Annotated in this window: 9 protein-coding genes and 1 pseudogene; 8 read left to right on the top strand and 2 right to left on the bottom strand. The window is 31.4% G+C overall.

Features of this window, described 5'->3' with window-relative positions; translation table 11 throughout:
• The first annotated feature begins 55 nt into the window (after positions 1 to 55).
• Positions 56 to 1,024, top strand: coding sequence for an amidohydrolase family protein (locus tag ABJD27_RS05310; protein WP_348167192.1), 969 nt, complete (start codon positions 56 to 58; stop codon positions 1,022 to 1,024).
• Between the two features lie 42 nt (positions 1,025 to 1,066).
• Here the strand turns inward: ABJD27_RS05310 and ABJD27_RS05305 are convergent.
• Positions 1,067 to 1,531: pseudogene (locus ABJD27_RS05305) on the bottom strand (transposase); the annotation flags it as partial.
• A gap of 200 nt (positions 1,532 to 1,731) precedes the next feature.
• Between ABJD27_RS05305 and ABJD27_RS05300 the strand changes: the two are divergent.
• Genes ABJD27_RS05300 through ABJD27_RS05280 form a run of 5 tightly spaced genes read left to right on the top strand, consistent with a single transcriptional unit; the run spans position 1,732 to position 6,472 of the window.
• Positions 1,732 to 2,844 (top strand): hypothetical protein, encoded by a 1,113-nt coding sequence (locus ABJD27_RS05300; RefSeq protein ID WP_348167195.1) that lies wholly within the window; start codon positions 1,732 to 1,734, stop codon positions 2,842 to 2,844.
• Between the two features lie 10 nt (positions 2,845 to 2,854).
• Positions 2,855 to 3,814 carry a hypothetical protein gene (locus tag ABJD27_RS05295; RefSeq protein ID WP_348167198.1) on the top strand — a complete coding sequence of 320 codons (960 nt, stop codon included), beginning with the start codon at positions 2,855 to 2,857 and terminating at the stop codon, positions 3,812 to 3,814.
• A gap of 1 nt (position 3,815) precedes the next feature.
• On the top strand, positions 3,816 to 5,186 hold the full coding sequence (locus ABJD27_RS05290; protein ID WP_348167201.1) for a hypothetical protein: 1,371 nt from the start codon (positions 3,816 to 3,818) through the stop codon (positions 5,184 to 5,186).
• Positions 5,176 to 6,033, top strand: a complete 858-nt coding sequence (locus tag ABJD27_RS05285; protein WP_348167204.1) for a hypothetical protein — start codon at positions 5,176 to 5,178, stop codon at positions 6,031 to 6,033. Before ABJD27_RS05290 ends, ABJD27_RS05285 begins: the two co-directional genes overlap by 11 nt.
• Complete coding sequence (locus ABJD27_RS05280) at positions 6,017 to 6,472, top strand: DUF805 domain-containing protein (protein WP_348167207.1); 456 nt, start codon at positions 6,017 to 6,019, stop codon at positions 6,470 to 6,472. The genes ABJD27_RS05285 and ABJD27_RS05280 overlap by 17 nt, the downstream gene beginning before the upstream one ends.
• Before the next feature lie 39 nt (positions 6,473 to 6,511).
• Here the strand turns inward: ABJD27_RS05280 and ABJD27_RS05275 are convergent, their stop codons facing one another.
• Positions 6,512 to 11,281, bottom strand: coding sequence for an ATP-binding cassette domain-containing protein (locus tag ABJD27_RS05275; protein WP_348167210.1), 4,770 nt, complete (start codon positions 11,279 to 11,281; stop codon positions 6,512 to 6,514).
• A gap of 325 nt (positions 11,282 to 11,606) precedes the next feature.
• Between ABJD27_RS05275 and ABJD27_RS05270 the strand changes: the two genes are divergently transcribed.
• Both ABJD27_RS05270 and ABJD27_RS05265 read left to right on the top strand, forming a co-directional pair.
• Positions 11,607 to 11,924 carry a hypothetical protein gene (locus ABJD27_RS05270; RefSeq protein WP_348167213.1) on the top strand — a complete coding sequence of 106 codons (318 nt, stop codon included), beginning with the start codon at positions 11,607 to 11,609 and terminating at the stop codon, positions 11,922 to 11,924.
• A gap of 75 nt (positions 11,925 to 11,999) precedes the next feature.
• Positions 12,000 to 12,833, top strand: a complete 834-nt coding sequence (locus ABJD27_RS05265) for a LytTR family DNA-binding domain-containing protein (RefSeq protein WP_348167216.1) — start codon at positions 12,000 to 12,002, stop codon at positions 12,831 to 12,833.
• Positions 12,834 to 12,935: the final 102 nt, after the last annotated feature.

Genomic DNA, 12,935 nt, shown 5'->3' with positions numbered 1-12,935 from the left:
TAATCCTAACGCAACTAACCATACACAAACACGTTGTACGTAATTTGACAAAATCATGAAAAATATAGTTTCAAAAATAATAGCCTTGTTTTTAATCTTTACAACTTCATCAATTGTTGCTCAAAATAATATTGATGAATTTTTAAAGAATCAACCAATTATCGATATGCATTTCCATATTACTAAAGGGTATGCAGATAATGAGATTTACAACCAACGAAAAGTAAATATTGATAGTGCGCGAATAGATTGGATTATTGAAGATTACAATAAAAACAATGTGGTTTTAGCACTTGGTGGAGGAACATTAAAATACGCTGAAATGTATGTTGAAACTGATAGCCTTTTTTGGGGAGGATTGGTTTTTCCCTGCATGAAAACAGTCGAACAAGATGAACCTTGCTACAAAGAGTTTTTTAATGAATTAGAACTTCGGGAAATATATAAGACTGGAAAACTTAAAATTTTGGGTGAATCGATGTTTAACTACTATGGAATTCCACCAACCGATAAGAGACTAGAACCATACTGGAAAATTGCTGAAGAATTTAATATTCCAATAGGCATTCATGCCGATATTGGACCACCACCAGAAAGGGTAAACAATGAGGAAAGACCTAATTACAATCCAGTTTTCGCAAATCCAGAATTGTTAAAACCTATTTTAGAAAAACATCCTAATTTAAAAATTTATCTCTTGCATTATGGAGGAGGTTATTCAGAACAAGCAATAGAATTGATGAAATTGTACCCTCAAATATATTGCGAAGTTTCAGCAGTGAGTTTATTTATGCCAAAAGAGATTTGGGAGCCAAATGTAAAAAAATTGTTTAGTGAAGGTCTTGGAAACAGATTGATGTTCGCCTCTGACTATTTTGGTACAGTTAGAAAGCACATTGAAATAATTTATAATATAGACTGGTTAACTGAAAAAGAAAAAAGAGATATTTATTATAATAACGCAGCTCGCTTTTTGAATTTATCTGAATCTAAAATAAAAGAACACCAAAATAAAGTAAATTAAAAACTACGTACAACAAAGAACTGAGTTAAAAAACAAATCTTTCTAAGCTAATCTTGATTTAAAATTTTCATCATAAGGTATACCTGATTTTACAATAGCAAAAGCCTGTTTTAAAAGTTTATTTGCTACCGCTATTAACGCCAGTTTCTTACTTTTCCCCTTTGCCACAATACGATCATAAATCGCCTTACACCCCTTATTATATTTACAAGCAGAAAACGCACAAAGAAACAGCAAGTTTCTGAGCTTTTTATTCCCAACTTTACTAATTCTACCCCTACTCCTCACACTACTTCCAGACTCTTGTATAGTAGGTGTGATACCTACGTAACTACACAATTGTCCTGCATGCTCAAACTTAGAAAACCCATCTGTTAATACAATTAAAAACAAAGCTATTTTCTCTCCCATTCTAGGAATACTCTTGAGCAATGTAAGTTGCTCTTGTTGATCTTTCTTTACTAATTTCAATAGACGACCCTCTATCGCTGCTATTTCCTTTTTAAGACCACTTCACGAAAAGTATCTCTAAATCTTATTTTAATTGAGTTACGGGAATCCGTAAGGTGATTCTATTTAAGTTATTTAGATTTAGAGCTTTACAAGAAGATATATCTAAATCTACAACTATTTTGAATTTATATATAAGATAAAATAATTGAGTGAATAGTTGTTCAATGCTAAATTAAATAACTAAAAATAGAATAATGAGCAAAAAAACAAAAATATCTCCAATTGTTAAGTTGGCTGCATGGTTATTAAGTTTAATAACATTTGCAGTTGGATTTTGGCATAGTCATCTAGGCTTAAAGAAAATGAATGTTTTTGATTCTGAATATGGTAGTATTGCTATTGCTAGTATAATTCTACTTGTCATTTTGATCTCATATAATATAGCAATAAATGGAAATAAATCTGCATTCTATTTCTACGTTATAGGTGCTCTATTTCTTTTCATTTTTAATTTAAATTATTTCTATCCATCATATCTAGCTCGACAGCTTGTGAAAGAAGAGGCAACTAAACTAAATGACACGTTACAATCTTATGCGAATCAACTTTCAAAATATGAAAATCAAGAATTAGTAAAGGATTATGTAAATCTAAAATTACTTAAGACTAAAATATTAGATGAAATTAAATATCAAAATGGATTTGGAATTCAAGCAAAATCTTATTTAAAACAGTTTAATGATTTGATTAATAAAAATATTACAAATCCAACAGATAAAAACATAATCTCACCAAGTTTCAAAGTAGGAAATACAGACGAGGATAGGGAAAAAATTTACATTTTTTTAGAAAAACAAATTAATGAAGCTTTAACTGCTTTTGATACTAAAAATACTGCTGATGGCAAAAATGAAAATGCAATTACTTTATATGAAGGGATTAAAGATTTAAATGAAATTCAAATATTATATACTCCTAAATTAAAAGAAATAAAGAACGATAATTCAGAAATCAAATTAGACTCTATAGAAACCCATTTACAAATTAAAACACTAAGTGATTTAATTTCAGAAGTTGATAACGCATCAGATAAAATAAACAATGCACACGATGAAGAGATTTATGCAAAACTCAATGAAGCAAAATCAAGAAATATTGGAAAATTTGAACACACGATATCATCTATAAAAGAAAGAATTGGGAAAATTGATACTTGGGGAATTATAATTCTTTGTCTATTTCTAGATCTCTTAATTCCATTATTCATTTATTTAATGATCAGAGTAAAGAACGGCGAAGAAAATGAGGGTAATCCCTTCTTCTTATGGAATAAAATAACTGGCAAAAAACAACCTCAAAAATTTTAAAAAAAAACTAATGAGCGATTTTAAATTAAATATTGAAGATAGTAATCTGGAAAATGATAATAATGATTCTACAGAAAAAAGAGAATTTCTTGCAGATTTAGATATACAAAGTATAGCAAGAGTTTTTACAAATTTTAAAAAAGAAAATCGAATATTAATTATACCAATAGGGTTTCCTCAAGCAGGAAAATCATTGCTTTTATCTTCTCTTATGTACTATTCGAGAAAAGGAGAAGATACTTTATTTAAAACAAATCTCGAGGATAATTTTCCGTTTGATAAAGGTAGAATAGCAGTTGATGAAATGATAAAATACTTCAATGAGGGTAAATTATATGAAGCTACTGCAAAGAATACTTTAGATCTAATAGGCATTAATTTAGAACCATCAAAAAACAATATTCCAAATTTAAATCTTGCATTTTTAGATTTGGCAGGAGAAGATATTAAAAAAATAAAATTAAGTGAAGGTTTAAATTTCACTGAAAAGATTAGTGCTGTATTCAATGGTTTAAAAATAGATAACTCACCTGTTATTTTCACCTTAATAACACCTTACAGACCTGCATTATTGGATAATGAAACGTTACAATCTGCTCATGATAGGGAAGATACACTACATTATGATTTTTTGAATTATATTGAGATGAATCAACCTCATTTATTAAAGAGTTCTAAGTTTTTTGTTATTGTATCTCAATGGGACAATAACCCAAATGAAAATGAAAAAGTTGAAGATTATATCGCAGAGAAAAGACCCTCTATTTATAATTATGTTAAAAATAAAAATGTAGTATGGGGAGAATACTCTATAGGTAAATTATTAGAGAGTGAGATTAATGGTTTAAAAATTCAAGAAATTGTACGTATTAATAGAGATTATCCAGCTAGGTATTGGAAAAAATTATATCAAATATGTACAGGTAAAGAGTTAGATAAAAAAACTTGGCTTCAAAAATTATTTGGATAATATGAAAAATTATTTAGTGTTTTTTGGCAAATCTCAAGATTTTACAATTGAAGTATTTGATGTTAATGGCATTGTAACTGAATCTAATCCTATTTTTAATAGTCTACACCTATTAGAATCAGGGGTTTTTACAATTGATGATCCATCAAATAAAGAAATATTAGCAAAATATAATTTTGCAGATGACAAACAAAAATACTCCCTATTAAAATTATATTCATTGGCACAAGCAGTTGATGGGACTAGAATATCGGGAAGTATTTATGGAGTTGCTTTTTTATCTACCTCAAACTTAAAAATATCTGAAACAAATAATAAATTATTAAAATCATTAAAAGAAGAGTTTTCAAAATTAAGTTTAAACAAACGAAAATTTAATAAAAGTAATTTTAGAGAGGATGTCTTCAAAATTTGGAAAGCATTTGTAACTCAAAATTATTTTGATAAAATAAAAACTACACAACGTATTAATATAGCCAAAAACCAGGTAAATTTAAAAGCATTTTTAGTAGATAACATAATTTTAAGTTCTGTAAAATTTGACAATGAAATAAAAAATACTTCAAGATTATATTTTTCAAATGACAAAGAGCACTTAATAAGAACTCATAAAAAATGGGGTGATAAATTTACTTTTTTTGAAAATACAGATGACAAATTGATCAAGTATGAATCAGTAAAAATAGAAGCAAAACCTGAAGTTAAAAGTGAAAGTGGTAGTGATAGTATTATAAATGCTTATGAAGTAAAAATATTCAATTTAAAATACAAAAAACAAAAAATTTCCAAAAAGTATAAACGAGCCAAAAAGCGTTTTAATAAAAAAATTAAATTATTATCTATAATATGCCTTCTCCCCTTATTATCATTGGGAATATTTTTTTTTAATGATAATCTCATTTTTGATAAGGAAAATCCAGAAAATAGTACAAATACTATTACTAAAGCTAAAGAAGGGGAAATTATACTTGAAGAAAAAATGGTTCAAAATTCATTGTCAAATTTTAATATTTTAAATAACGATGATATTATTATATTATCGAATTTATCTACAAATCTCAAAAAATTTAATAGTACTAAAGATAGTAATAAATCACTAAAAATCTTTGATGCCATCCGAAGAGATAGCGACTATTTACATATAGATTTATCATATTTTGACAAAAGATATAATGCTTTAAAATTAAAAAGTGAACAGATTTCCAAGTTATTAAATTCAAAAAAATTAGATTCTATAAACACGAAAGATCAATTAAAATCTTATTTAGAAGATCTTGGAAAAGCTAACAAAGAAAAGTTAAGCGATAATCAGAATGACATATTAAGGGAACTACAAAAAAAAACAAGAAAAAAGATTAAAGATGCGAATTAATCTATTTTATATACTATGCTGTGTTTCTACCCTTCAATCTTGTAATGGTAATTGTCCTGATGAAACTGTAGAGAAAATAGAATGGGTTACTTCTTATACAAAAGAGACAAAAGATACTTTGGTAAAATATCAAGTCATAGAATATAAAACAACATTCATTAGTCAAACAGAATTGAGGTATAAAGTTACTGTAGCAAATACAAATAACACCTATAATAACAAGTTTTATATTAACTTTTATCAGTACACTATAGATTATTATGGTAATAAGAATTGGACAAAAACCTCTACAGATACGGTATCTATAAAATCAAATAATCGTTATGAATTTGTATACGTGAGTGATCAAGCTAGTAAATTTATTAATTTTGAAAATGCCTTTTATATCCATCAAATACCCATAAAATATGAATCTTACAAAAATAATGATTCCCTGATTAAAGAAAAAATCACATTAAATAGCTGTGAGATTAACATTGAAGCATTTGTAAAAGAACAAAAATCAATTGAAAAACTATTTAAAGAAAAGATTACAAAAAATAATGGAATCTTATTAAAAGAAAATTGGAGTAATGGTTTTCTTTTGAATAGAATGGCATGGAGGATTTATGAAAATTCAAATAATCTTGAAGAATTGAATCATGCTATTACATTAGTTCAAAGATCAATTGAAATAGAAAAAAATTACTATAATTTAGATACATATGCTGCTCTATTATATAAAACTAACAATTATGAAACAGCGCAGAAAATTGCTGAAAATGCAATAAAAATAGCAAAAGAAGATAATATTGATTTTAGTGACACTAAAATGTTAATGAAAAAATTTAATGCAAAAAACAAATAATATATACAATTACAAAACAAATAAAAATAAAAATGAAGAAACTCATTTCTTATATATTAAAGGTAGAATTACTATAAAAGCATTTCTTTTAAGAGTATTATTAAGTGTCATTATTTATATCTCGGTTAATCTTATTAATTTATATTATATAATTCCTAAAAAAGAAATTGCAAAACCGTATGATACAACTTTTAATACAACTGTATCGTATTTTGATAGTTTTTATACCTTGATCTTACCTATATTTTTAATTTTATTTATCATTATTCAAGGTATTAAAAGGATTCATGATATAAATAAATCAGGTTGGTTTATCTGTATACCATTGTATAATTTAATTCTACTATTTTCAAAGGGATCGATTGGTTCTAACAAATATGGAATTGATCCTAAACCCAGTAAAAATGTCACATATTATGATGAAATAAAAAATAATTAAGATATAATAAGAAAATCAAAATTCAACACAACACACACCTCATCCCACAACAACTCCCCCATGCTCCCCGCTCCCAGGACCCAACATAATTACTTGATCAGCAGAAGCAATCAAAGTACTATTATGTTCAATAAAAAGAACGGTATCCCCACCATCAACGAGTGATTGAAAAACGGTAATGAGTTGTAGAATGTCAAAATAATGAAGTCCCGTACTAGGTTCATCAAAGAGATATAAGGTCGTGCCTTTTCGTTTTTGTAGCATGGAGGTGGCAAGTTTCAAACGTTGGGCTTCGCCTCCAGACAAGGTGTTTCCTGATTGACCTAATAGTAAATGCCCCACACCTACTCTACTTAAAATCTCCAAATGTTCAACAATAGTTCCCGTATCAAAAAACGCCATTGCTTCTTCTACAGTCATTTGTAATATGTCACCAATTGATTTTCCATTCAGTGTACAAGCCAGAGCAATAGCATTGTAACGCATGCCTTTACAGGTATCACAGGTAAGCCAGATATCGCTCATAAAATCCATGCTCGTTTTCAGTTTTCCATAACCTCCACAAGTTTGGCATTTTCCATTCTTACTTTGATAAGAGAAATCGGCTCTTTTGAGTCCTGCATTCTTAGCAACCTCTGTTTTTGAAAATAAGGTTTTTATGTGTTCGATAATGCCTGTATACGTTGCTGGTGTGCTCAGTCTATTTTGTTTCTGTATCTCTTGATCTATAAGCAATACTTCTTCAAAAGCATCCAACCCATAGACAGCCATACAATGTACAGCTCGTTTTTTAAACCAAGAACGATATAACACCTCTTTAATCAAACTTGATTTCCCACTTCCTGAAACACCAGTAACCGCTATGAGTTGACCTGCATAAAAATCGACATCAATATTCTTCAGGTTATTAGCAGAGGCACCTTTTACACCAAATGAAGTCACTTTTCTAGATTGTTTCATAACAGAATCGACTTTCTGCTCTTGAAGCATCTTGTAGGTAACGGTATTTTTTGCTTTCGCGAAAGCGTTTAAATTCCCTTGACAAACCACTTTACCACCTAAACGTCCAGCGGCGGGTCCCATTTCAATCAGGTAATCGGCAGTTTTGATAAAAGAGGGATCGTGTTCTACGACGACTACAGTATTTCCATTGGCAACAATTCTTTTTAATACTCCTGATAAAACGGCAACTTGTGTTTCATCCAATCCTATGGTGGGTTCATCCAACACATAGGTAACACCAAACAATTGTGTAGACAATTGACTTGCTAGTGTCACTCGCTGTCGTTCGCCTCCAGAAAGGGTAGTCACCGCTCTATCTAAATTCAAATATCCCAATCCAAGATCGGCAATGGTCTTCAACGGTTTTGTCACTGCTGGTAAAATAACGTTACTGATAGCTAAAACAACTACATCTACTTTAGTATTGATCTCCGATAGTAACTCTAAACAAGAACTTATACTCAATTGAGAAAGTTCATGAATATTCTTTCCTAGAAATGTGGTGTTTAATAATGCTGGTTTCAGTCTGCTGCCGTGGCATGTTGAGCATACTACATCATGTAATATGTCTTCCAGTACTTTGATATTCTTGTTATGTAATTTTCGTTGGTATTCATCATCGATATAGTTACAGAGTCCTAGCCATTTTGCTGTCAATGATTGCGTTCCTATTCTTGATTTGGTGGTATACTCCCAAGTCACATCCCATATCGTATCTTTTGTTCCATACAAAATCACATCTTTTATCTCAGATTCTAGCTCTTGCCATGGACGTTCGAGATCCCAATTCTTTTGTTTTGCGACTTCCTTGAGTGTTGCCATGAATTGACCATGTACATCGGCGTAATAACCAATGGCTTTGTTTGTAGCTATCGCTCCTTCAAAAATGGATCTATCGGGTGAAACGATGATGGCGTCTGGATCGCAGGTACGTTGTACTCCGAGACCTTGGCACATTGGGCAGGCGCCTAGATGATGATTAAACGAAAAGTGTTGTGCTGTATAGTGTTCGCCTTCGTGTTGAGCTATTCTTGAATACAACAATCTAAAAGCATCATATACTCCTGACAGTGTTCCAACAGTAGATCGTTTTGAAGGACTTCCCCCTTTTCTGTTGATCCCAATAGTGGGTCCTAACCCTGAGAAAAAAGTGATTTCTGCTTCGCTGTTTTGTTGAAGGAAACTTCGGTTATACGTCGATAAGGACTCTGTAAATCGGGCATTTGATTCTGCAAATAATGTGTCATACACTAACGATGATTTTCCGCTTCCAGAAAGACCCGTAACAACTGTCAACTGATTTTTAGGAATCCGAACATCTATATTCTTAAGGCCGTGGGTCGTGACACCATTTAAAATGATCTCATCATTCCTTAGCGTATTTGGCACTTCTTTTTGGATTCCTTTCTTGGAATTTTCTACGTTAGGAATTCCTTGATACAGAATCACACCTCCTTCTCTCCCACTTTTGGGACCGAGTTCGATATGCCAATCACTCCAACCTATAATAGCTTCATCTTGTTCAATACACACAATGGTATTGCCTTTCTCGGTGATGCTGTCAAATAATTGGGTGAGCGTCTTAATATCATCATGATGTAATCCAATACTTGGTTCGATGATGATATATAAAGTATCTCCTGTATCCTTTTTCTGTAACTGATTGGCAATTTTAATGCGTTGCGCTTCCCCTCCCGATAGTGTGGTAGAAGATTGTCCAAGCGTCAAATATCCGAGTCCTATGTCTTGTAATATTTGGAGTCCTTTTAATACCTTTTTCTGATCTTCAAAAAAGATCACAGCTTCATTGATGGATAGTGTATAGACATCTGCTATGGATAATCCATTATAGCGTATCTGAAGCGTTTCTTCGTTAAATCGATCTCCATTACAGGTACCGCATACCAAATCTACATTGCCCAAAAAGTGCATGCCTATTTGGGTTTTTCCTGCACCTTGGCAGGTTTCGCATCGTCCTCCTTTGTTATTAAATGAGAATCGAGATTTGGTATAGCCTTGCGTTTTTGATTCGGGCAGACTTGCGTAGAGATCACGAATATGATCAGACAATCCTACATAGGTAGCTGGATTACTACGGGGCGTTTTTCCTATAGGGGAATGATCTATAAAGATCAATTTATTAATGGCATCTAGATTTTCATGTCTATTCAGTTTTGGAGAATCGTCTATTTCGATTCCCAACTGTTGTTGTACTGCTTTAAGCAAAGTCCCTTTGACTAGACTTGATTTTCCGACACCTGATCTTCCGCTGACGACATTGAGTTTTCCAAGCTGAAATTGAACATCAATGTTTTTGAGATTTCTTTCGCGACAGCTAAAAAAACGAATAGAATTATCTGCTACTTTTGATACTGATGATGATCTAGTCTTTCCGTTTGAACTTGTAATCGCTCTGTATGTTGGACTGATTTCTTTTAATGCCTCTTGTTGAGAGAACTCAGAAAACGGACCATTAAAAATGAGTTTTCCTCCGTTAACGCCTGCTTTTGGACCAATCTCTATGATATGATCGGCACTCGTGATGGTATCCAGATCGTGCTCTACTACGATAACAGTATTCCCTTTCTCTACGAGTTGTTTCAAATGATACAATAATCGTTCATTCTCTTCTCGATGTAATCCTATGGAAGGTTCATCAAAAACGTACAGTACATCACTCAAGGGAACCAATAGTTGATTTGCTACTCGGATGCGTTGAATCTCACTAGAACGAAGTGATTTCGCAGAACGATCTAAGGTCAAATGCCCTAATCCTAAATCTTCTAATATAACTACTTGGGCTTCTATTTTATCGATGATTTCTTTCGCGACAGCGGACCAATTATTAGATTGCATCCACGTTTTGAGTTCGTTTAATTCTAGTGTTACGAGGTCTGCTATTGATTTTCTGTGAACGGTCACACTCAACGCATCGTCATTCAAACGCATGCCATGGCACGATTGACAAGTAATGGAATGTACATATTTGAGAATATTGGCATTGCGATCTCTTCTCAAAATATCCGACATTATCGGAATCATACCTTTGTAATGTCCTTCTTCTCTTGGTTTGGCTTTTATACCTGTCCACTTCAATCGAGATTCCAAACTGTGTTTTCCAAATGGGACTTTGATCTTAGTACTTCCATGTAAAATAACGTCACGCTGTTGAGTTGTCAATGCATTCCACGGGATATCCACATTGAACCCTTCGGCTTCGCATACCTGATTGAGTACATCGATCGTTACTTGCGAGTACATAATGTACCCATTGGGTAACGTGGGCGCCAATGCTCCTTCTCTAATTGATTTTTCGGGATGACTAATAAGACGGTTCAAGTCTATTTGTTCTTCATTACCAATTCCATGGCAGCGGGTACACTTCCCAACGTCTGAGTTGAATGAAAAAAGAGCGCGAGAAAGTGAGATATTTTTAGGGGTCGTTCCAGTCCTTGCAAACAGTAAGCGCAACAAATCATAAATATCAGACATCGTTCCAACCGTAGCGCGTGCATGCATTCCCGTAGTACGCTGTCCAATGGCAATGACTGGAGAAAGTCCATTAATGCTATCTACATCAGGGCGATTCAGTTTCCCCATAAACTGTCGTGCAAAAGATGGCAGGGTTTCAAAATACCTGCGTTGTCCTTCTTTGGCAATGATTTCAAAAACAAGACTCGATTTTCCAGATCCAGAGATTCCAGTCACAACAATCAATTTGTTATGCGGAATACGCAACGAAATGTCCTTCAAGTTGTTGGTTCTCGCTCCTTGAATAACGATTTCTGGAAGTGCTTTGGAATTCATCGCGTGAAATTAATAAAATAAGTTTTGCCAGCCTCCTTCTCTCTTCTCTCTTTCTTTAACCGCTTTCCTGCCTACCGGCATGTAGGCGCAAAAAGCGATACAACCCATCTTAAATTCCCAATATCAAATCTTCTCTATAACCTTATATTTTTAAAAAAAATCATTAATCAACAAACTGCTACAACAATACACTTTTAAAAATTATAGTAGTTTTGTGAGGAAACATACATAATAAGAAGTAACGCTTATGTGTGTTATGAAGTAATTGTGTGTAATTAATGTAGTAATAATTAAACACAACTATTGAAAATAGGAAAAATAGAATATGATATTTGACAAAAAATTCTTTAAAGGATTAATAAAGTACTTTGGTATTGTATTATTAATACATATAGTTCTAATATTTATTGCTGGTGGGATGGTTATGGATGGAGCTGGAAACTATCAAGAAGAAGCTAGTATTCTAATCGGAATTGTAAGATATGTTTTTGGTTTTCCGACTTTTTGGATCATTGATTTTGATCTATATTTTAATCAAACAGAATTTCCAGTTTTACTATTAGTATTATTCATTGTAAATGTTATTTTACAATGGGTTATTATTAAATATATTCAGGAGAGAATAAAGAAAAAAAAGGCATAACATTATGTAAAATACATTTTACACAAACCTTTACACATAAGTTTAAAAAAGCAAGACGATAGATTAAAATTATCAATGAAAACAATAATTAATTCTTTTAAAAAACATATTAGTTTTTCAAATTTTTGGATTAGAAATGGCTTTATACTTATAATAATATCTATTCTATCAAACCATCTTTTTGAGCCTGAAAATTTTCCATTTAACAAAAATTACAAATTCCCTTTATTTCCAATTGTTGTATCAATAATTGCAGGAATTATAGTAATTCTTATCGCTAGATTTAATTTCAACCATTTTAAAAACAAGTACTTTACTAGAAAAATTGACCCGCAAATACTATTACGCTTTCTATTTTCAACTTTAGGTTATATTACTATACTATATATCTCTTTATATTATGTTTTAAATGGCTTGATTAATGGAATTGAATCGTACAGTATTTATCATCTACTAACGGGACTTTCTGTCTCCCTACTAATATGTACTCTCGGAATTACTCTTTTATTTTCAATTGATATTTATAAACTTCACAAACTTCTCTCAGTAAAAGGAGTACTTAAAGTGCAACAAGGTGGAAAAACAACCTTAGTAAAGTATGTAGAAATTGCCTTTATATATAGTGAAAATAAAATAGTATATATCGTAAAAACTGATGGTACTACAATTATTACAGATTTTACTTTAAATGACATCGAAAGTAAAATCATTGAACAAAATTTTTATAGAGCAAATAGACAAACTATTCTTCATGTCCGTTCTATTGAACAAGTTCAGTCTATAGAAAATGGGAAATTATCTGTGCAACTTAAATCTACTATTACCAACAAAAAAGCCTTTCAAATAAATATCAGTAGATATAAAAAACAAGAATTTATGAATTGGTTTAATGGTAATCTAGAAATCTAATGATTATTCAGCAGTTATTTTGATACCATTCAGTAAAAACGAGCAGTATATCACTGTTTATCTTGCTTTATCGTTCTTTCTTTACTTAAAATTAAAAACGAT

Source organism: Dokdonia sp. (assembly GCF_039945015.1).
Lineage (GTDB): Bacteria > Bacteroidota > Bacteroidia > Flavobacteriales > Flavobacteriaceae > Dokdonia.
Note: the sequence above shows the minus strand (reverse complement) of the source record. Positions and strands in the feature narration are given on the sequence as shown.

What these genes read in the sequence shown, in the direction of transcription:
- ABJD27_RS05310 (WP_348167192.1), top strand. Translation starts at nt 56, where the DNA reads ATGAAAAATATAGTTTCAAAAATAATAGCCTTGTTTTTAATCTTTACA.
- ABJD27_RS05300 (WP_348167195.1), top strand. Translation starts at nt 1,732, where the DNA reads ATGAGCAAAAAAACAAAAATATCTCCAATTGTTAAGTTGGCTGCATGG.
- ABJD27_RS05295 (WP_348167198.1), top strand. Translation starts at nt 2,855, where the DNA reads ATGAGCGATTTTAAATTAAATATTGAAGATAGTAATCTGGAAAATGAT.
- ABJD27_RS05290 (WP_348167201.1), top strand. Translation starts at nt 3,816, where the DNA reads ATGAAAAATTATTTAGTGTTTTTTGGCAAATCTCAAGATTTTACAATT.
- ABJD27_RS05285 (WP_348167204.1), top strand. Translation starts at nt 5,176, where the DNA reads ATGCGAATTAATCTATTTTATATACTATGCTGTGTTTCTACCCTTCAA.
- ABJD27_RS05280 (WP_348167207.1), top strand. Translation starts at nt 6,017, where the DNA reads ATGCAAAAAACAAATAATATATACAATTACAAAACAAATAAAAATAAA.
- ABJD27_RS05275 (WP_348167210.1), bottom strand. Translation starts at nt 11,281, where the DNA reads ATGAATTCCAAAGCACTTCCAGAAATCGTTATTCAAGGAGCGAGAACC.
- ABJD27_RS05270 (WP_348167213.1), top strand. Translation starts at nt 11,607, where the DNA reads ATGATATTTGACAAAAAATTCTTTAAAGGATTAATAAAGTACTTTGGT.
- ABJD27_RS05265 (WP_348167216.1), top strand. Translation starts at nt 12,000, where the DNA reads ATGAAAACAATAATTAATTCTTTTAAAAAACATATTAGTTTTTCAAAT.